19 protein-coding genes and 1 riboswitch are annotated in these 19,764 nt (G+C 68.0%); of the genes, 10 read left to right on the top strand and 9 right to left on the bottom strand.

Annotation, left to right across the window (positions count from 1 at the left end; translation table 11 throughout):
- Positions 1-8: 8 nt before the first annotated feature.
- The 4 genes from ACLIVD_RS06565 to ACLIVD_RS06550 are packed head-to-tail and all read right to left on the bottom strand — an operon-like array spanning position 9 to position 3,907.
- Positions 9-884 carry an ABC transporter permease gene (locus ACLIVD_RS06565; RefSeq protein ID WP_283330717.1) on the bottom strand — a complete coding sequence of 292 codons (876 nt, stop codon included), beginning with the start codon at positions 882-884 and terminating at the stop codon, positions 9-11.
- Entirely contained in the window at positions 877-1,713 is an 837-nt protein-coding gene (locus ACLIVD_RS06560) for an ABC transporter ATP-binding protein (protein WP_005244194.1), read from the bottom strand. Before ACLIVD_RS06560 ends, ACLIVD_RS06565 begins: the two co-directional genes overlap by 8 nt.
- Entirely contained in the window at positions 1,710-2,798 is a 1,089-nt protein-coding gene (locus ACLIVD_RS06555) for an ABC transporter substrate-binding protein (protein ID WP_317571036.1), read from the bottom strand. Before ACLIVD_RS06555 ends, ACLIVD_RS06560 begins: the two co-directional genes overlap by 4 nt.
- Positions 2,799-2,836: 38 nt before the next feature.
- Positions 2,837-3,907, bottom strand: a complete 1,071-nt coding sequence (locus ACLIVD_RS06550; protein WP_283330716.1) for an ABC transporter substrate-binding protein — start codon at positions 3,905-3,907, stop codon at positions 2,837-2,839.
- A 280-nt stretch (positions 3,908-4,187) separates the two neighbouring features.
- Between ACLIVD_RS06550 and ACLIVD_RS06545 the strand changes: the two genes are divergently transcribed.
- On the top strand, positions 4,188-5,108 hold the full coding sequence (locus ACLIVD_RS06545; protein WP_491932145.1) for a sigma-70 family RNA polymerase sigma factor: 921 nt from the start codon (positions 4,188-4,190) through the stop codon (positions 5,106-5,108).
- On the opposite strand, the gene ACLIVD_RS06540 is transcribed toward ACLIVD_RS06545, so the two are convergent.
- A complete protein-coding gene (locus ACLIVD_RS06540) occupies positions 5,083-5,682 on the bottom strand; it encodes a carboxymuconolactone decarboxylase family protein (protein ID WP_054247119.1) in 600 nt (199 codons plus the stop codon). The genes ACLIVD_RS06545 and ACLIVD_RS06540 overlap by 26 nt on opposite strands.
- Before the next feature lie 120 nt (positions 5,683-5,802).
- Here ACLIVD_RS06540 and ACLIVD_RS06535 point away from each other — a divergent pair, with 120 nt between their 5' ends.
- Positions 5,803-6,990: a pyridoxal phosphate-dependent aminotransferase gene (locus ACLIVD_RS06535; protein WP_054247104.1), complete on the top strand. Its 1,188-nt coding sequence runs from the start codon at positions 5,803-5,805 to the stop codon at positions 6,988-6,990.
- Positions 6,987-8,024: an AraC family transcriptional regulator gene (locus tag ACLIVD_RS06530; protein WP_477954583.1), complete on the top strand. Its 1,038-nt coding sequence runs from the start codon at positions 6,987-6,989 to the stop codon at positions 8,022-8,024. Before ACLIVD_RS06535 ends, ACLIVD_RS06530 begins: the two co-directional genes overlap by 4 nt.
- 7 nt (positions 8,025-8,031) lie before the next feature.
- On the opposite strand, the gene ACLIVD_RS06525 is transcribed toward ACLIVD_RS06530, so the two are convergent.
- From ACLIVD_RS06525 to ACLIVD_RS06515, 3 genes are all read right to left on the bottom strand, one after another.
- Entirely contained in the window at positions 8,032-8,457 is a 426-nt protein-coding gene (locus tag ACLIVD_RS06525) for a VOC family protein (protein ID WP_280778644.1), read from the bottom strand.
- A gap of 63 nt (positions 8,458-8,520) precedes the next feature.
- Positions 8,521-9,564, bottom strand: a complete 1,044-nt coding sequence (locus ACLIVD_RS06520; protein WP_477954584.1) for a zinc-binding dehydrogenase — start codon at positions 9,562-9,564, stop codon at positions 8,521-8,523.
- A gap of 80 nt (positions 9,565-9,644) precedes the next feature.
- Positions 9,645-10,292 carry a LysE family translocator gene (locus ACLIVD_RS06515; protein WP_054247098.1) on the bottom strand — a complete coding sequence of 216 codons (648 nt, stop codon included), beginning with the start codon at positions 10,290-10,292 and terminating at the stop codon, positions 9,645-9,647.
- Positions 10,293-10,437: 145 nt separating this feature from the next.
- Here ACLIVD_RS06515 and thpD point away from each other — a divergent pair, with 145 nt between their 5' ends.
- From thpD to ACLIVD_RS06500, 3 genes are all read left to right on the top strand, one after another.
- Positions 10,438-11,349: an ectoine hydroxylase gene (thpD, locus tag ACLIVD_RS06510; protein ID WP_477954585.1), complete on the top strand. Its 912-nt coding sequence runs from the start codon at positions 10,438-10,440 to the stop codon at positions 11,347-11,349.
- Between the two features lie 169 nt (positions 11,350-11,518).
- Positions 11,519-13,669, top strand: a complete 2,151-nt coding sequence (locus tag ACLIVD_RS06505; RefSeq protein WP_477954587.1) for an MMPL family transporter — start codon at positions 11,519-11,521, stop codon at positions 13,667-13,669.
- Between the two features lie 173 nt (positions 13,670-13,842).
- Complete coding sequence (locus tag ACLIVD_RS06500) at positions 13,843-14,490, top strand: alpha-ketoglutarate-dependent dioxygenase AlkB (RefSeq protein WP_280778648.1); 648 nt, start codon at positions 13,843-13,845, stop codon at positions 14,488-14,490.
- Here the strand turns inward: ACLIVD_RS06500 and ACLIVD_RS06495 are convergent, their stop codons facing one another.
- Positions 14,491-15,579, bottom strand: a complete 1,089-nt coding sequence (locus tag ACLIVD_RS06495; RefSeq protein WP_283330709.1) for a 3-deoxy-7-phosphoheptulonate synthase — start codon at positions 15,577-15,579, stop codon at positions 14,491-14,493.
- Positions 15,580-15,861: 282 nt separating this feature from the next.
- On the opposite strand from ACLIVD_RS06495, the gene ACLIVD_RS06490 reads away from it, so the two are divergent.
- From ACLIVD_RS06490 to ACLIVD_RS06475, 4 genes are read left to right on the top strand one after another with little or no spacing between them, the layout of a single operon-like run.
- Positions 15,862-16,809 carry an ABC transporter ATP-binding protein gene (locus tag ACLIVD_RS06490; RefSeq protein WP_491932144.1) on the top strand — a complete coding sequence of 316 codons (948 nt, stop codon included), beginning with the start codon at positions 15,862-15,864 and terminating at the stop codon, positions 16,807-16,809.
- Positions 16,809-17,585: an ABC transporter permease gene (locus ACLIVD_RS06485; RefSeq protein ID WP_491932143.1), complete on the top strand. Its 777-nt coding sequence runs from the start codon at positions 16,809-16,811 to the stop codon at positions 17,583-17,585. The genes ACLIVD_RS06490 and ACLIVD_RS06485 overlap by 1 nt, the downstream gene beginning before the upstream one ends.
- A 10-nt stretch (positions 17,586-17,595) precedes the next feature.
- Positions 17,596-18,720, top strand: coding sequence for a sensor histidine kinase (locus tag ACLIVD_RS06480; RefSeq protein ID WP_491932142.1), 1,125 nt, complete (start codon positions 17,596-17,598; stop codon positions 18,718-18,720).
- Positions 18,717-19,325 carry a response regulator transcription factor gene (locus tag ACLIVD_RS06475; protein WP_061043544.1) on the top strand — a complete coding sequence of 203 codons (609 nt, stop codon included), beginning with the start codon at positions 18,717-18,719 and terminating at the stop codon, positions 19,323-19,325. The genes ACLIVD_RS06480 and ACLIVD_RS06475 overlap by 4 nt, the downstream gene beginning before the upstream one ends.
- Before the next feature lie 121 nt (positions 19,326-19,446).
- A riboswitch (cobalamin riboswitch) is annotated at positions 19,447-19,657 on the top strand.
- Positions 19,658-19,764: the final 107 nt, after the last annotated feature.

The following is a 19,764-nucleotide window of genomic DNA, read 5'->3' as shown; positions in this document are numbered from 1 at the left end:
GTAAGTGACTAGACCCGCCAGCGGGACAGCCTGCGTTCGATCAGTACGAGAACGGCGTTGAGCGTCAGCCCGAGAACCGAGATGGCGACGATGCCCGCATACATGTTGGGGATCTGGAAGTTGAACTGGGAGGCCGTGATCAGGTAACCGAGGCCGGCCTTGGCCCCAACCATCTCGGCGGCGATCAGCACGAGGATCGACGACGCCGCCGCCATGCGGATGCCGGTGAAGATGGTGGGAACGGCGGCGGGAAGCACGACCTTCTGGAACAGGCGCACGGGCGACAGTCCCAGCGACGACGCCGACTTGATCAGCAACGGGTCGACGGTGCGCACACCGGAGATCGTGTTCAGCAGGATCGGGAAGGTGCACGCGTAGATCACCAGGGCGATCTTGGACTCCTCACCGATGCCGAGGATCAGGATGAAGACCGGGAGTAACGCCAGCGCCGCCGTGTTGCGGAACAGCTCCAGGATCGGGTTCAGGAAGTCCGACACCGGGCGGTACCAGGCGATCGCGATGCCCAGCGGGATCGCGATCACGACCGCCACGAAGAATCCGATCAGGGCGCGGGAGAGGCTGGCGGACACGTGCTGCCACAGCTCACCGCTCTGCACCAGGTCGAAGAACGCCTCGACCACCGTGGTGAACGGGGGCAAGAACACCTCGTCGACGAGACCGACCCGGGGAGCGATCTCCCACAGCGCCAGGAAGGCGACGATCGCGACGGACGGCTTGAGGATCCGCCAGGCGATCGGACGCAGTGCCGCGCCGGCACGCTGGACGGCACCCGGCTGCGGTGGGGTGGAAGCGGGCGACGGAGCCGACGTCCCGGGCCGATCGATTGCAACGGGAGCTTCCGGTGACGCGAGTGCGCTAGACATGTGCTTCCTCCTTCTCGATTACCTGTGCACGCTCCACTTCGCCGTGCAGCAGCGTCCAGATGCGGTGGCGGTAGTGCCGGAACTGCTCGTTGGACCGGACGTCCTCGCCGCTGCGGTCGATGTCGATGTCCACGAACGTCTTCACCCGGCCGGGCCGCGACGTCAGGACCGCGACCCGCTGCCCGAGGTAGATGGCCTCGTCGATGCCGTGCGTGATGAACAGGATGGTCTTGCCGGTGGCCTTCCAGATGCGCAGCAGTTCGTCCTGCAGCGACTCACGGGTCTGCGCGTCGAGCGCCGCGAACGGCTCGTCCATCAGCAGCACCTCGGGATCGAACGCGAGGCTGCGGGCGATCGCGACACGCTGCTTCATGCCGCCCGACAGCTCGTGCGGGTACCGGTCGCCGAACCCCTTCAGGCCGACGAGCTCGAGGTAGTGCTCGGCGAGTTCGCGCCGTTCCTTCTTGGGCAGTCCCTTGGCCTCGAGCCCGAACTCGATGTTGTGCCGGGCCGTCCGCCACGGCAGGAGTGCGTACTGCTGGAAGACGATTCCGCGGTCGAGACCGGGCCCGGTCACCGGCTGCCCGTCGAGCAGGATCCGACCCGATGTGGGGGTGCTGAGTCCGCCGAGCAGGTCGAGCAGCGTGGACTTTCCGCAACCACTCGGACCGACGAGGACGAGGAATTCGCCGTCCGCGAGATCGATGTCGATGTCCTCGATCGCGGTGAACTTGTCCTTGGACCCGCGCACGTCGAACTGTTTGGTGACGTGCTCGAGGCGGAGCTTGGGCGTCTGAACCCGATCGGGGTTCGAGGCGGTGGTGCTCATTTCTGTCCTTCCAGTACTTCTCCGTCGGGCCCGCTCTCGGGCTGGAACGTGCCGTTGGCGTACGGGTTGAATTCGTTGGTGTAGAGGTCGGTTGCGGTCAGCTTGCCCTCGTCGAGCTCACCGTTGCGGACGAGCCAATCGACCCAGGTCTGCAGCTCCTTCTCCTGGATCACGGCCCCGGCGACGGGAATCCCGGAGCTGCGCCAGTAGCCGATGGCCTCGTCGCTCTCGTTGCGGCCACGCTTGTCGATGATGCTCTCGAACCGTGCGACGACCTCCTCACGCGGAGTGACCTGGGTCCATCGGATGGCCCGGGCCGTGCCCTGCACGAAGTCCGCGACGGCGTCCTTGTTCTTCGCCAGGAAGTCGTCGCGCACCACGTAGGTGCCGTAGCTGAAGGCGCCGAACAGATCCCGGTCCGTGAACAGCGGCCGGATGCCCCCACGCTCCTGGGCTGTTTCGCGGAAGATGTCGTTGATGGCAGCCACGTCGATCTGACCTTCGCGCAGGGCCGTTTCGTTGTTCACCGGCGGGACGACGGTCAGCTCCACCTGCTTGATCTCGTCCTGGGTCAACCCCTGCTGGGCGAGCCACTCCCGGACCAGGAACTCGTGGTGCGCACCGAGCGTGTTCATCCCGACCTTCTTGCCGATCAGGTCGCGCGCCGAGCGGATGGGGCTGCCGTCCAGCACGAAGTATCCCGTGTACTCACCGGCGTCCGCACCGTAGGAACTCAGCACCGACGTGATCGGTGCCCCCGCGGCATTGAGCTTGACGACGGCTCCGTTGAATGCCGAGCCGAACTCGATGTCGCCGGTGGCCGCCGACTGGATGTCCTGCGGGCCGCTGGTGGTGTCGCCGACCCATTCGAGCTTGATCTTGTCGTAATACCCCAGGTCCTCGGCGAGTTCGTGGAATCCCACGTCCCCGGCCCACCCCTGGTAGCGCAGGACCGTCTTCCCGTCCTCGGTGGTGGCAGTATCCGACGAGCCGGCGCACCCCGCCACTCCCGAGGCCAACGTGAACAGTGCTGCGGTCGCCGCGAGGGCGCGCACGGCGCCTCGCCGGAACCGGGAGTGGGACATCGACATCACTTTCTTCTCGTGGGGACCTGGGGTGGAGTTCACTTGGCGGCCAGCGCTTGTCCGTCGGGGCCGCTGTCGGCGGGGTACGTGCCGTTGGCGTACGGGTTGTACTCGTTGGTGTAGACGTCGGCGGGCGTGAGCTTGCCGTCCTCGAGTTCCCCGTTGCGGACGAGCCAGTCGATCCAGGTCTCGATCTCCTTGTCGGTGATCACGCCACCGGGACCCGCCACACCCGGCGACTTCCAGTAGTCCACGAGGTCGGTGGTCTCGTTGCGGCCGCGCTTGGTGATGATGTCCTTGTACTTCGCGATCACGTCGTCGCGCGGAGTCGTCTGGGTCCAGCGGATCGCGCGGGCCGTGCCCTGCACGAAGTCAGCGACGGCGTCCTTGTTCTTCGCGATGAAGTCGTTGCGGAACAGCAGCGATCCGTAGGTGAAGGAACCGAAGATGGACTCGTCGGTGAACAGCGGGCGGATGCCGCCGCGTTCGACTGCCTTGTCGCGGAACACGCTCCCGAGCGTGCCGACGTCGATCTGACCCTGCCGCAGCGCCTGTTCGGTGTTCACCGGCGGCACCACGGTCAGCTCGACCTGCTTGATCTCGTCCGGGGTCAGCCCCTCCCGCGCCAGCCACTCACGCACGAGGAACTCGTGGTGTGCGCCGAGCGTGTTCATGCCGACCTTCTTGCCGATCAGGTCACGTGCCGACGTGATCGGGCTTCCGTCGAGCACGTAGTACCCGTTGAACGTCTCCTTGTCGGAGCCGTAGTAGCCGATGACGGACGTGATCGGCGAGTCGGCCGCGGCCAGCTTCAGCACCGCACCGTTGAACGCGCCACCGAAGTCGGTCTGCCCGGTGGCGGCATTCTGAATGCTCTGCGGCCCACTGGTGGTGTCGCCGATCCAGTTCAGTTCGACCTTCTGGTAGTAGCCCAGGTCGGCCGCGAGCTCCGGGAACGAGACCTGTCCCGTGGTCCCCTCGTAGCGAAGTACCGTCTTCCCGTCGGCTGTCGTGGTCGTCTCCGAACTGGAGCACGCGACAGCAAGGCTGGTGAATGTGAGAAGGGCGGCCGCTGCGGCCAGAGTCCGCGCGAAACGTGGACGAATCATCGAAGGTCTTCCTAGTGTGTGTTGCCCGCCCACGGCGAAGCGGCGGGTCGTGCGAGCGCACTCCCGAACCCCGCCCGGCGGTCGCCGGACGGGTGAGCAGGACGTGCAGAAGAAAAAGGGGTGCGAAAAAGCCAGGTCAGCTACGACAGCCGAAACACTGGAACATGGCAGACTCCCTGGAGGTGGTGTGGTCGCCACACCATACGTCCGGACCCACCACCAGGGTCAACGGTTACGCACACGACGGATTTTATGTCTGGACCGCACGTAGGATATCGGCATGCCCACTGCCACGCTGGTAGACGAATTCGAGTCCCACCGGCCGCATCTGCTCTCCGTAGCGTACCGGCTGACGGGAAGCGTCAGCGACGCGGAGGACGCCGTGCAGGAGTCCTGGCTACGACTCGACGACGCGGACGCCGCGAACATCCGCGACCTCCGGCCGTGGCTCACGACGGTGGTCGGGCGGATCTGCCTCGACCGGTTGCGGTCGGCGGCGGTGCGGAGGGAACAGTATGTCGGCCAATGGCTTCCGGAACCCATCGTCACCGGACTGTCGCCGTCGGCCGAGCCGGACCCGCTGGAAGCGGTCGTCCGGGACGAGGACAACCGCCTCGCCGCGCTGATCGTGCTCGACACGCTCACCCCTGCACAACGGGTCGCGTTCGTGCTGCACGACGGTTTCGGGGTCCCGTTCGACGAGGTTGCCGGGATTCTCGGCATCGAGACGCCCGCGGCGCGTCAGCTCGCGTCGCGGGCCCGCAAGGCCGCTGCCGCAACCACACCCGCCGTTCCCGACGACGAGCATGCCGTCGCCGTGCAGCGACTGCTCGAGGCACTCGCCGCCGGCGACCTCGACGCGGTGATCGCGGCGCTGCACCCGGACGCCCTCGTCATCGGCGACGCCAACGGCACCACGAGCACCGCCGTCAACGTCATCCACGGCGCGGACAAGTTCGCCCGCTTCTTCCTCGGCCTCATCAAGCGGTACGGGCCGGCGGTGTTCACCGTCATGCAGCCGGCCCTGGTCAACGGCCAGCTGGGCTTCTTCAGTGCCGCACTCACCGGCGACGAGGCCCACCGCAGCTCGCCGCCGCGAGTGGGTGGGTTCACCGTCCGGGACGGACTCGTCTACGCGGCGTACGACATCGCCAATCCGGAGAAGTTCGGCGGGATCAGGCTGCCGGACCATTCTTCGTGACCGCCGCATCGTCGGCCCACGGCACCCGGCACGAATCGGTGCCGAAACCCTGTTCCGTGATGCCCAGCGCCGAGTACATCCGGGCGCGCATGTTCTCGATGCCGATCTGGTAGGACAGTTCGACGACACCGGCCCGGCCGAACCGGCGCTCGAGGTCCGCCACCTGTTCGTCGGTGACCGTGGTGGGCGTCGCCGTCATCGCGTCGGCGTATGCGATGGCCGCGCGCTCGTCCTCGCTGTACGCGGGCGAGTCGGCGTAGTCGGCGATGTGCTGGAGCCGCTCCACGTCCAGGCCGTCGAGGCGTTGCAGCATCGTGCCGAAGTCCACGCACCACGAGCAGCCGATCGTCCACGCCACGCGGTAGACGGCGATCTCCCGCACGTTCGCGGGAAGCACGGTCGACGCCTTCTGCACCGCCAGCTCGTGCCGGGCCGACGCGACGAACAGCTTGCGGTGATGGGCGAGCACGGTGAACGGTTCGGGTACCTCGTCGAACTTGTGGGCAGCATATTTGTAGGCGACCTTCACCAGCGGGCTCGCGTCCGCCGGGGCCACTGCGGGAATGCGGGGCATTGCGTCCTCCATCGTCACCGGGCGCCCTTCGCGCGCCGTCTACAGAGAAGACGAGACAGCCCTGCAGAACGTGACGCGGCCGTGTGCAACCCTCGCCGTCACACCGACTACGCTGCAGTAATGCCCGCAACGCCGCGCAACCGCACCGTCCAGCGCTTGCAGCCGTTCGCGTCCACCATCTTTGCCGAGATGACCGCGCTCGCCGTGCGCCACGACGCCATCAACCTCGGTCAGGGTTTCCCCGACACCGACGGTCCCGCGTCCATGCTCGACGCCGCGCGCCGAGCCATCGCGGACGGGCTCAACCAGTACCCGCCCGGCCCCGGCATGCCCGTGCTCCGCCAGGCGGTCGCGGCCGACCGCCTGGCCCGGTACGGGCTCGACCACGACCCCGACTCGGAGGTGCTGGTCACCGTCGGCGCCACCGAGGCCATCAGCGCCGCCATTCTGGGGCTGGTCGAACCGGGTGAGGAAGTGGTGCTGATCGAGCCGTACTACGACTCCTACGCGGCGTCTGTCGCGCTGGCGGGGGCGGTACGCCGCAGTGTGCCGCTCGCCCGCTCCGGCACGAAGTTCGTCGTCGACCTCGACGCTCTGCGGGCCGCGATCACGCCGAAGACCCGGATGCTGGTGATCAACACCCCGCACAATCCGACCGGCACCGTGTTCACCCCGGAGGAGATCGCCGCCGTCGCGGAGCTGGCGTGCGAGCACGACCTGCTGGTTCTCAGCGACGAGGTGTACGAGCACCTGGTGTTCGACGGCCGGACGCACACCGCCCTGGCCACTCTGCCGGGAATGTACGAACGGACCGTCTCGGTGTCGAGCGCCGCCAAGACGTTCAACGTCACCGGCTGGAAGATCGGCTGGGCGTGCGGTCCGGCGGAACTGATCGACGCCGTCCGGACCGCGAAGCAGTACATGTCGTTCGTCGGCGGCGGACCGTTCCAGCCCGCCGTGGCGCATGCGCTGAGCCACGAGCAGCAGTGGGTGAAAGAGCTGCGGGACAGTCTCCAGGCCAAGCGGGACGTGCTGTACGACGCTCTCGTCGCGTCCGGTCTGGAGGTCCATTCGGGCGGCGGCACGTACTACCTGTGCGCCGACATCACCGCGATCGGTGAACGCGACGGCATCGACTTCTGCCGCAGGCTTCCGGAGCGCATCGGCGTGGCCGCGGTGCCGGTCAGCGTGTTCACCGACCATCCGCAGCCGTGGAACCCGCTGGTGCGGTTCGCGTTCTGCAAGCAGGACCACGTGCTCGAGGAGGCGGCGCGGCGGCTCCGGACCCTCGGGGAGCCCGGATCGTGACTGCCCGCACCATCCCCGCCGACTTCGTGCGGCGGTCGCTCGAACTGTCGGCGCGCAGTGGGGTCGATCTCTCCCCCGCGCTGTCGGCGGCGGGAATCACGGCGGCGTCGCTGGAGGATCCGCTGGCCCGGTTGACGCCCACCCAGGTCACCGCGTTCACCCAGGCGGTCTGGCAGATCACGGGCGACGAATTGTTCGGCCTCGGGCCGGCCCCGGTCCCCCGCGGCACGTTTCGGCTCGTCTGCCTCGCCCTGATCCACACCGCGGACCTGTCCGCCGCCCTCGACCGGATGGCCGACATCCTGCGCGCCCTGCCGTCACTTCCCGCCCTGCACATCGGTCCCGGTATCAACGGCGGAACCCGGATGACCATCGACATCCGCCCGGCCGCGGCCGAACGGTCCACCGAGGACGTGCAGTCGTCGCTCGAGGCGACGCGGGTGACCACCGATTTCCTGCTGATCCTGCTTCATCGTTTCGCGGCGTGGCTCGTGGGCAAGAGGGTCCGGTTGCTGGCGGTGGAACTGCCGTATCCGGCGCCGCTGCCGCAGCTCGCCGAGAACTACGATCACATCTTCGGCGTCCCCGTGACTTTCGATTCCGATATTCCCGCAGTCGAATTCGACAACGCGGTGATGCGGGCGCCCATCATCCAGACCGAGGAGACGCTCGAGGACTACCTCCGGGAGTCACCGACGCTGCTGATGTCGGAGCGTGACTACGACAGCACGGCGTCGGCGCAGGTGCGCCGGGTCCTCGAGCTGGGCATGAAAGGCCGGACGTCGACGGCCGAGGACATCGCGGAGATGCTGTCGATCAGCGTCCCCCACCTGCGCCGCCTGCTCCGGCAGGAGGGGACGTCGTTGAATCAGCTGCGCGAGGAAGTGCTCCGCGACGCCGCCGTGGCCGGGCTCCGACGCGGCGAGACCGTGGAGGACCTGTCGGCGCGGCTCGGCTTCTCCGAGCCCAGTGCGTTCCGTCGCGCCTTCAAACGCTGGACCGGCAGCACCCCGAGTTCCTACCGCGGAGCGTGACAGCGCGTCAGCTGACGCAGAACTCGTTGCCCTCGGGGTCTGCCATCGTGACCCACTCGCTCGGCCCCTGCCGGCCGCGGTGGAGCACGGTGGCGCCGGACTGCTCCAGCTTCTCGGCGACCTCGTAGCGGGCGTCCCCGACCCTGATGTCCAGGTGGAGCCGGTTCTTCACCGTCTTCCGTTCGGGAACCAGCTGGAACAGCACACGCGGGCGCTCCGGGTGTTCCGGATCGCGGATCGCCTGACCCTCCCGCCAGACCAGGACACCCTCGAACTCCATGGTGTCGGACTCCTGCGCGTGGCCGGCCTCGACGAGCCCGCGGATGAACTCCTCGTTGCTCGGCTCCACCTCCCAGCCGAGCGCCTGCGCCCACCATTTGGCCAGGGTATGCGGGTTCTCCGAGTCCACTGTGACTTGAAATTCATATCCCATGGCCCGACGGTACAGCGGGGCACCGACAGGTCCCGGCCAGCCGAATCCCGGCACCTGCCGGTTTCAGGGTTTGACGAGGATCCGGATGGGATCACCCTCGTGGTTCGCGAGTTTCTCGATGCCCTTCGCGACGTCCTCGAGCGGGACGATCTCGCTGATCGACCGCGACAGGTCGAGCCGGCCACGGGACACCAGTTCGGCGAGGGTTTCGATGTCCACGTTCTTGTAGCCGAGGTGGCCGAGCACCTGCTTCTGGGACAGCCCGAACTGTGCGGTGGTTCCCACCGATGCCTCCTGCGCGCTCAGCCCGACCGCGACGAGTCGGCCACCGACCGTCAGGCAGTCGAGTGCCTGCTCGAACGTCACCTTCAGTCCGGCCGCGTCGAACGCGACGTCCAGCATCCGGCCGCCCGTCGCCTCGGCGACCTTCTCCTTCAGGTTCTCGTCCCGGGAGTCGAACGCGTAATCGGCCCCGAGCTCCAGGGCACGTTCCCGCACAGTGGGATTGATGTCGAACGCGATCACCGGGACAGCGCCGACCAGACGTGCCAGCTGCACGATGTGGGTGCCGACTCCGCCCACACCCCACACTCCGACGGTCTCCCCGACCACCACCTTGCCGGTGCGCACGACCGCGCCGAACGGCGTCGACACCGCGTCGGCGAGGATGGCCGCCTGTTCGAAAGGAACGTTGTCCGGGATACGGGTCAGTCCCCCGGCCTGCGCCACCGTGTACTCGGCCCAGGCGCCGTCGTAGGCGAACGCCATGAGCTGGATGTTCAGGCAGTTCGTGAGGTCCCCGCGGCGGCAGTTTCGGCACCCGAAGCAGGGCCTGCCCGCGGACGGCACGACGCGGTCTCCCTCGGACCAGCCGGATACTCCGGCACCGAGTTTCGCAATGGTGCCCGACGCTTCGTGCCCCTGGGTCACCTCGGGCAGCAGCGCGGGGAACGTGCCGTCGATCAGACTCAGGTCGGAATGGCAGATGCCGCAGAACTCCACTTTGACGAGCACTTCACCGGGACCGGGGTCCGGAATCGGAATATCCTCCACAGCAATGGTTTTCGTGTCCGCGTGGAATCGCTGCGCCCGCATGGTCCCGGTCATCTCTCGCCCCTTCGTCGTCATCGCTTCCGACGGTACCCGCGAAACATGCTCAGGTGTGCATGATTCAGGCCACTGCCGATTCAGATCGTCGCGGGCCGCGTCCGGTCGAGGGCGAGGTGAACGGCGAGGCCGCCGAGGACGCTTCCCATCACGAACTTCTGCACACGCAGCCACACCGGGCGTCCGGACAGGAACGCCGCGAGAGTTCCTGCGACGCAGACGATCAACGCGTTCACCGTGAGCGCCACCACGATCTGCACGGTGCCCAGCAGCAGGCTCTGCAACCACACGGGCCCGGCGCCGGGGTGGACGAACTGCGGGATCAGCGCCAGGTACATCACCGCGATCTTCGGATTGAGCAGGTTGGTCGTGAGTCCCATCAGGAACAGCCGGGCGGACGAATCCCGGGGCAGCGCCCGGGACGGAGCGAACGGCGTGTGCCCCCCGGGCCGCAACGCCTTCCAGGCCAGCCAGCCCAGATAGCACGCGCCCGCCAGCTTCAGCGCGGTGTAGGCCTGCGGGACGGCGGAGAACACCGCCGAAATGCCCAGTGTCGCAGCAGCCAGATAGCACAGGAATCCGAGAGCGACACCGGCCAGCGAGACCAGTCCCGCCGCCCTGCCCTGAGTGATGCTGCGCGAGACCAGATACACCATGTTGGGTCCCGGTGTGAGAACCATGCCGAGGGCGATCGCCGCCACTCCGAGTACCGCCGCCGAATCGATCATGCCCGTGACGATCCCACCGCGGCGCCGCGCCGTCGCGGTCCAGTCCGGCCTCGGTGGACCTGTGTCCGGGTTGCATTCGTCGACGACCAGTGGGAACGTCGGAAGAGTAAAGCGTTGTCCAATCCGAAAGGGTGAAACACGAGTTATGCGTACGGCCGTAGCCGACAACTACCCCACGAGGGACCGCAACGAGTGCACGATGACCGTCCGCCAGGATCCGGTCACCTGGTCGGACGGGAAACGGGGTGATACCCGCTCCGGTCCGCTCACCGCGAATCAGATTGCCGTCTACGACGCACGCGGGTATCACTCCGCCGAGTCGATCATCCCACCACGCGACGTGTTCAACCTGGTCGACGAGATGACCCGCCTCGCCGAGACCGACACGCTGCGCGGCGACGACCGCGTCGTACGGGAGAACGGCGACGGCGCCGTCCGTTCCGTGTTCGACGTCCACCGCCTCAGCGACGTCGTCGACGAGATCATCCGCCGCCCCGAGGTGGTGGGTATCGCCCGGCAGATCCTCGGTTCGGACGTCTACGTCCACCAGTCGCGACTCAATTTCAAGCCCGGTTTCACCGGCGGCCCGTTCTACTGGCACTCCGACTTCGAGACCTGGCACGCCGAGGACGGCATGCCCACTCCTCGCGCCGCGAGTATCTCGATCGCGCTCACCGAGAACTACGGGCACAACGGCGGGCTGATGATCATGCCCGGATCGCACCGCGCGTTCGTCTCCTGCGCCGGCGAGACCCCCGAGGACTACTACAAGGAATCGCTGGTCAGCTACGTTCCCCCCACCGGGTCGCCCGATCAGCCGACGCTCACCCGGATGGCGAACGAGTACGGCATCGCCACGATGACCGGACCGGCCGGCTCCGCCACCGTGTTCGATTCCAACTGCATGCACGGGTCGAACGGCAACATCACGCCGTTCGCGCGGTCCAACCTCTTCATCGTGTTCAACAGTGTCGAGAACACCCTGACGGATCCGTTCTCGGCGCCCGCGCCGCGCCCCGACTACCTCGGCAGCCGGGATTTCACCCCCTTGCGGTAACGAGCACCATGACGTACCGCGGCCCCGCTCCCTGATGTCGGAGCGGGGCCGCGGTCTGTCGATGCCGTGAAACCCATAGCCTTCGCGCCGCCCTGCATGCGACGATGGCTTGGCACGGTTCGACCGCCCGGCCGGGCGCCGGCCGAACCTTCATCTCCCGGAACGGGGAATGATGTTTGCCTACATCGCGCGCACCGTCGTCGCACACCCGTGGCAGGTCATCGCGACCTGGGTAGTCGCCGCAATAGCCGTCATCCTGTTCGCACCGAGTCTCGACGACTACACCACCGGTAACCAGCAGACGTTCCTGCCCAGCACTTTCGAGTCCTCCGAGGCGCAGGCCGTCGGCAACGAATACTTCCCGAGCCTGTCCGGTGCCACCGGCAGCCTGGTGGTGGTCCGTGCCGACGCCGCCCCTCTCTCACCCGCCGACCAGCAGACGGCACTGAATCTCGCGACCTCGCTGCAGAATTCGGCGATCCCAGGGGTGGTGAGCGTGCAAGGGTCGCCTGCGTCGCTGTCCGCCGACGGGAAGGCTGCCGCACTGCAGGTGGTGTTCGACGGACAACCCGGCGACGACCAGGTCAACGACGCCGTGCCGGTCATCCGGGGCGACGCAGAGCAGCAACTGAACGGCACCGGCCTCGTGAGCGGGCTGACCGGGAACGCGGCCATTCAGGTCGACACCACCGCCGCCTACGACAACGCCGACAAGGTCATCACGATCGCCACGGTGATCGTCATCCTCGCCCTGCTCGGCCTGATCTTCCGCAGCCCCGTCATCGCCGTCCTGCCGGTTCTCGTGATCGGCGTGGTGCTGTCGGTGGTCACCGGACTGACCGCCGTGCTCGCCGATCTGTTCGACTTCCAGGTCAGCACGTCGCTGCAATCCATCCTCGTGGTCGTCCTCTTCGGTGTCGGCACCGACTACATCGTCTTCCTGTTGTTCCGCTATCGCGAACGTCTCCGGCAGCAGGCCGCGGCTGGGTCCACCACCGACATGCATCGAGAAGCCCTCGTGTTCTCCACCGACGTCGTCGGGCGCGTCGTGGCGTCGTCGGCGCTCACGGTCATCGTCGCGTTCGCCGCCCTGCTGCTGGCGAAACTCGGCTCGCTCACCACGCTCGCGCCGGGACTCATCGTCGCCGTGGCCCTCATGCTGGTGACGGCGTTGACGCTCATCCCCGCCGTGTTCACCGTGCTGGGACGCCACCTGTTTTGGCCGCTCGGACCGGGGCACGACAGCCCTCACACCCCGTTCGCGTCGATCGGCGCCGCGATCGGGCACCGCCCAGCCGTGTTCGCCATCGCGATCGGCGTCGTGTTGATCGCGCTCGCCTCCTTCGTGTCCGGCTACAAGTCGACGTACAACACGCTGGGGGAACTGCCCTCCGACACGCCGTCACAGCAGGCCTTCGACACCCTCGATCAATCCTTCCCCGCGGGTGCGCTGAGCCCGACCCAGGTGTACGTCGTGGCTCCCGGGCCGCTCGATCCCGCGTCGCTGACCCCGCTCGTCACCGCTCTGACACAGGTGCCGGGCGTGTCCTCGGTCGCCCCGCCGCGACCCAGTCAGGACGGTCGCGCCGCGCTCGTCAACGTCGTACTCGCCGACGACCCGTACTCGAACGCGTCCCTCGACCTCGTCGAGGGACCGATCCGCGACGCCGCCCACGGCGCGGTCCCCGGCTCGGAAGTCGTTGTGGGAGGGCAGACGTCCACGTTCGTCGACGTCCGCGCGCAACTCGCGGCGGATACGCGCCTCGTGTTCCCCGTCGCCGCAGTCGCGATCGCGCTGATTCTCGCCCTGCTGCTGCTCGCCGTGCTGGCCCCGCTCAACCTGCTGGTGTGCGTGGCACTCACGTTCGTCGCCACACTCGGCGCCGTGGTGCTCCTGTTCCTGCACGGCCTCGGCTACGACGGGATCGACTTCTCGATTCCGATCGTGCTCTACCTGTTCGTCGTCGCGATCGGCACCGACTACAACATCCTGCTGGCCTCGCGACTGCGCGAGGAATTCCGCAACGGGTACACCCCGCGTGAGTCCGCGCGGATCGCCGTCTCCAACGACGCCCCCACCGTCGCCGCCGCCGGTCTGATCCTGGCACTGACCTTCGCTTCCCTCACCCTCACCGGACTGGCCAACCTCGCCGAACTCGGCTTCGGCGTCGCGATCGGCGTCGCCATCGCCGCCTTCGCGATGGCCCCGATGCTGGTACCGAGCCTGTCGGCACTCGAACGTCGCGCCTTCTGGTGGCCGAGCAGGCAGAAGACGACCGTCGACACCGGCGACGACCGCGAGCCGGCGGTGCCGCGGTAATAACCGCCGCCGTTCCCCGGGCTTCCGTGCAGACGCACCCCTTCTTCGCAGCCGCACCCCTTCCAGGGCCCGAAAAGGAGTGCGCGAACCAAGAAGGGGTGCGTCTGAGTGGCGACTGCCGCCTCGAGAAAAATCGTGTGAACATACGTTCGAAAATCGGGTAGCATGGCGGCATGACTTCCGCGGATGCGCGGTATGCGCTCCAGGCTTCACTGTTCGACGACGCATCGTTCGGTGTCGAGCTGGGCGCGCTCGGGTCGACGGTGCAGCGTCGCACGCTCACGGCGGGAGCGTGGGTCGACGTGCGTCCGGGGTGGCTGACCGGTTCCGACGAGCTGTTCACGACCCTCGCGGAGACGGTGCCGTGGAAGGCGGAGCGGCGCCAGATGTACGACCGGGTGGTCGACGTCCCGCGCCTCGTCCGGTTCTACCCGGAGGGTGAGCGGCTCCCCGACCCGCTGCTGGTCGCGGCACGCGACGCCCTGAGCAGGCACTACCTACCCGAATTGGGCGAGAAGTTCGCCACCTCCGGGCTGTGCTTCTACCGCGACGGTTCCGACAGCGTCGCCTGGCACGGCGACGACACCGGCCGGAGCCGCACCGAAGACACCATGGTCGCGATCCTCTCGCTCGGCGCCGCGCGTCCGCTGCTGCTGCGTCCGCGCGGCGGCGGGCACTCGATCCGGTACTCGCTCGGCCACGGCGACCTGCTGGTGATGGGTGGTTCCTGCCAGCGCACCTGGGAGCATTGCGTACCGAAGAGCACCCGCCCGCTCGGACCGCGGATCAGCGTGCAGTTCCGCACGAGAGGCGTGCGGTGATCACTTCCGACGTGCGGCCACTGCCTGGGCGAGACGGTCCAGCTGCGCCGCCGTCGTGTTCCAGTCGATGCACGCGTCGGTGATGGACTGGCCGTACGTGAGGTCCTCGGCCTTTCCGAGGGTGAGGTCCTGACGACCGGCTTCGATGAAGCTCTCCACCATCACACCGACGATCCCCTTCTCTCCCTCCTCGAGCCGGGCCGCGATGTCGTTCAGCACGTCGACCTGCTTCTCGTGGTTCTTGCTGCTGTTGCCGTGGCTGGCGTCGATGACGACCCGCTCCGACAGACCGCCCTTGCGCAGCCGGGCGAGCGTGTCCGCCACCGTCTCCGCGTCGTAGTTCGGTCCGTCGCTGCCGCCGCGGAGGATGACGTGGCAGTCGGGGTTGCCGACCGTGCGGATCAGCGCGGCCTGCCCGTCGAGGTCGGTGCCGGGGAACACGTGGCTCGCCGCGGCGGCGCGGGTGCCGTCGACCGCCACCTGCACGTCGCCCTCCGTCGAGTTCTTGATCCCGACCGGCATCGACAGCGCGCTGCACAGCTGGCGGTGCACCTGGCTGGCGGCGGTGCGGGCACCGATCGCGCCGTACGTGACGAGGTCCGCGATGTACTGCGGCATGATCGGGTCGAGGAACTCGCAGCCGACCGGCAGGCCGAGCGAGGACACGTCGAGCAGCAGCTTGCGGCCCATGCGGATCCCGGTGTCGATGTCGAACGTTCCGTCGAGGTGCGGGTCGTTGAGCAGACCCTTCCAGCCGAGCGTGGTGCGCGGCTTCTCGAAGTAGACCCGCATGACGATGTGCAGGTCGTCGCGCAATTCCTCGGCCTTCGCGGCGAGCCGGCGGGCGTAGTCCATGGCGGCGTCCGGGTCGTGCACCGAGCACGGGCCCACCACGACGAGCAGTCGATCGTCGTCGCCGTTCAGCACGTTCACCGTGTCGGCGCGGCCGGAGCGGACGGTCGCGGACGCGACGTCGTCGGGGGCATGCTCGGCACGGACCACGGACGGGGCCACCAGCGGGCTGATGCTCACGGTGCGCTGGTCGTCCAGCCGATCACTGCTGGTAGTGGTGTCGAGAGTGACAGTCATGGGTTCGGGTTCCTGTTCTCAGGCCGGCCCTCGAAGACTGTGGAGATTCCCGCGAGCCGGTCTGTAATCCGGCTCTGGGGTGGAAGAAGTCAGCGCGTGGTTACGCCGACCGGCCCACCCGGGGCCGGCCTGCTAAACCAGAAATATGCGCGCTGCATGGCGCCCACAGTAACGGCTGCCCCCGATCGGCGCCACACCTACCCCGGGCCCCTGACATTTGTCACGGTGAGGTCGTGACGGACGTGTGGGGGTGTGCGGCCGTCCGGATCGCACGCTGAATGCATGACATCGACAGAGCACCAAACCTCCACGAAGGCCTCCGCGTCGCCGGCTCCGGCAGTCAGCCTGCGAGGCGTCCACAAGCACTTCGGTGACGTTCACGCCGTCCGGGGGCTGGACCTCGAGATCCGGCCCGGCGAGATCGTCGCGTTCCTCGGACCCAACGGCGCCGGCAAGACCACCACCGTCGACATGGTCCTCGGATTGTCCCGCCCCACAGCCGGCGTGGTGTCCGTGTTCGGCACCGATCCGCGCACCGCGATCGCGCAGGGGCTGGTCTCGGCGGTCATGCAGACGGGCGGGCTCCTGAAGGAGCTGACGGTCGAGGAGACCGTCCGGCTCACCGCGAGCCTGTTCGCCGACACCCGGCCGGTCGACGAGGTCCTCACCCGGGCCGGTATCGCCGATCTCGGAAACCGGTTGGTGGGCAAGTGTTCCGGTGGTCAGCAGCAGCGACTACGGTTCGCGATGGCATTGCTCTCCGATCCCGAGTTGCTGATCCTCGACGAGCCGACCACCGGCATGGACGTCGAGGGCAGGCGGGACTTCTGGTCGGCGATCCGCGCCGACGCGGACAGCGGCCGGACGGTGGTCTTCGCGACGCACTATCTCGAGGAGGCCGACGCCTACGCCGACCGGATCGTGCTGGTGCGCAAGGGAAAAGTGGTGGCCGACGGCACCGCCGCCGAGGTGAAGGCACTGGCCGCGGGACGCACGGTTCGCGCCCACTTCCCGGGCGCCGACAGGGAACAGTTGTTCGCGATTCCCGGCGCCGACAGCATCGAGGTGCGCGGTGACAGCGTCCTCGTCCACTCGACGGACACCGACGCCGTGGCCCGCCACCTCCTCACGCAGACGCCTGCCTGCGACCTCGAAATCGTCTCCCGAGGACTCGAAGACGCGTTCATCGCACTCACCTCCGACGACTCCGCCACGGAAGGATCGAACTGATGACCACCCTCACCGCACCCCGCCGCGTTCCCCCGCTCGGCGGACTCAACACCACCCTTCTCGGGCTCGAACTGCGCCGGCTGCTGCGCAATCGGCGCACGATGATCATCACTCTCGTCATGCCGGTCGTCTTCTTCCTCATCTTCGGTCTGAACCCCAGCTACTCGGGGGAGAGCGCAGGCAACGGGAACATCTCGGCGTACGTGATGATCAGCATGGCGCTGTACGGCGCGATGATCGCGACGACGAGCGGCGGCGCGATGGTGTCGGTGGAACGGGCGTCGGGGTGGAGCCGGCAGTTGCGGCTCACCCCCCTGTCCCCCGGGGTCTACATCTTCGTCAAGGTGCTCGTCGCGATGATGCTCGGACTCGGGGCCGTCGGCGTCGTCTACCTCGTGGGCTCGTTCACGTCGGTCCACATGGACACGTCCCTGTGGTTCACGACGGCCCTGATCACCTGGCTCGGATCCGCAGTGTTCGCCGCGTTCGGCCTGTTCATGGGGTACTTGCTGCCGAGCGAGAACGTCATGCAGATCCTCGGCCCCGGGCTCGCCGTGCTCAGCTTCGCGGGCGGGCTGTTCATGCCGCTGCAGGACGGTTCGGTGTGGGCGTCGATCGCGCAGTTCATGCCCACGTACGGGCTGAGTCAGCTGGTGCACGCGCCGCTCACCGGTGACGCGATGCAGTGGACGTGGCTCCTCAACGTCGCGGTGTGGCTGGCGATCTTCGTCGGCGGTGCGGCGTGGCGGTTCCAGCGCGACACCGAGCGAGTGTGACGGCGGTATCGTGACTGCCGTGACCACCCCCGACGGCCCCGTCGTGACCAGACGATGGGGCCGTTTCGGATTCATTTTCGCCGCCGCCTGGACGGTCTTCCTGTTCCAGCCGTTCCTCGACGGCTGGGCCGCCCGCGATCACGTCCGCGGCTGGATCGGGTGGATCGCCACGCTCGCATTCGCGGTGACGTACCTCGCGATGTTCCGGTGGTCGCATACCCGGCGCGCGCACAACGAGTTTCGGCCACCGCTGAACCAGGCGGCGCCGCTCGTGGTGGCACTGTTCGGGCTCGCGGCCGTCATGGTGGTCGCCGTCGGGTCGTCGGGGCTGTCCGCCGCCGTCTTCCTCGCCGTCTCCGCGGTCATGCTGTTCCCCGCGTGGCTCGGCGGGATCACCGCCCTGACCGTCGCAGTTCTCGTGGAAGTGATCTCCACGGTGCTGGACTGGGGGTCGGGCACCGGGCTCTCGCTGGGCGTGTGCGCGGCAGCGTTCGCGATGTTCGGCGTGACCAAGCTGATCAACCGCAACATCGAACTGGTCCGGGAACGGGAAGCGAGCGAACGGCTCGCAGTGCAGGAGGAACGCACCCGGATGGCCCGCGACCTCCACGACATCCTGGGGCACTCCCTCACCGTCATCACCGTCAAGGCCGAACTCGTCGGCCGGCTCCTCGACATCGACATCGACCGGGCCCGCACCGAAGTGGCGGACCTGGAACGTCTTTCCCGCGACGCGCTCGCGGACGTCCGGCAGGCCGTGCAGGGAATCCGGGGGCTGTCGCTTCCGGTGGAGATCGCCCGGGCCGGGGAAGCGTTGCGGTCGGCCGGAATCGAGGCGGAGCTGCCGAACAGCACAGAGTCGGTACCCACCGGACTGCGCGAGTTGTTCGCGTGGACCGTCCGGGAGGGTGTCACGAACGTGGTCCGGCACAGCGGCGCAACGTACTGCTCGGTCACGGTGGGCGAACGCGAGGTCACCGTCGTCGACGACGGCGCCGGGTGTAGTGAATCCGTGCACGGGAACGGGCTGGTGGGCCTTCGGGAGCGCGCCGCCGCCGCCGGAGCCCGGGTCGTCATCACTCATCCGCAACCCGGCGGGTTCTCGTTGCACGTGCTGAAGGAAGAGGCCTCGTGACGATCCGGCTGCTGCTCGCCGACGATCAGGCACTCGTCCGCGGTGCCCTCGCCGCCCTGCTCGACCTGGAGGCGGACCTCACGGTCGTCGCGGAGGTCGGGCGCGGCGACGAGGTCGTCGCGGCGGCGCGCGAGCACTCCCCCGACGTCGCGCTCCTCGACGTCGAAATGCCCGGTCTGGACGGAATCGCCGCGGCCGCGGCACTGCGGGCCGAGATGCCGCAGACCCGCGTCCTGATCGTGACGACGTTCGGTCGTCCCGGGTACCTGCGCAAGGCACTGCAGGCCGGTGCGTCGGGGTTCGTCGTGAAGGACACCCCGGCCCGGCAGCTCGCCGACGCCGTCCGGCGCGTCCATGCCGGACTGCGTGTCGTCGACCCCGCGCTCGCCGCCGACAGTCTCGTCAGCGGGGAATCGCCGCTCACCGACCGGGAGACGGACGTGCTGCGGGCGGCGCGGGACGGTGCGCCGGTCGCCTCCATCGCGGCCGCACTGTTCCTGTCCGCAGGTACCGTGCGCAATCACCTCTCCTCGGCGATCGGCAAGACCGGCGCCAGCACCCGAGCCGAGGCCGTCCGCGCTGCGGAGTCGAACGGCTGGCTGTAGGCCCTCCGGGCCCGTGCGCCTTTTTGGTAGTTGGGGCTACAAAAAAGGCGCACGGGCCGAAGGCCTATGCTGGCCGGTGCAGCTGGTTCGCCCGGCGCGGTCGTGAGGAGCCCCGAAGACCGCACCTGGCGTCGAAGCACGTCGGACTCCCCGGAGTTCGCGTGTGAGAGGGAACCCGGTGAGAATCCGGGACTGTCCCGCAGCGGTGAGCAGGAACGACCGCCGTCACCATGCACTGGGCAACCGCCTGGGAAGCGACGGCCACTAGGTCCGGTGCGATGTCGCACCGGCTGCCTGTGAGTCCGAAGACCTGCCGACTGTGTCGGGCACGCCGTGCCCGACGGTTACCGCCTCGTGGATTGGGCGTGTAGACCTTCTCGCGCTGCAGCACGTCCCTGGGCTCGAGAGGTGTACCCGTGTGCCGGCGGTGGCCGTACCG

The sequence above is a fragment of the Rhodococcus sp. G6(2025) genome, assembly GCF_058628105.1.
The sequence above is the reverse complement of the archived record's forward strand: the minus strand, read 5'-3'. Positions and strand labels throughout refer to the sequence as shown.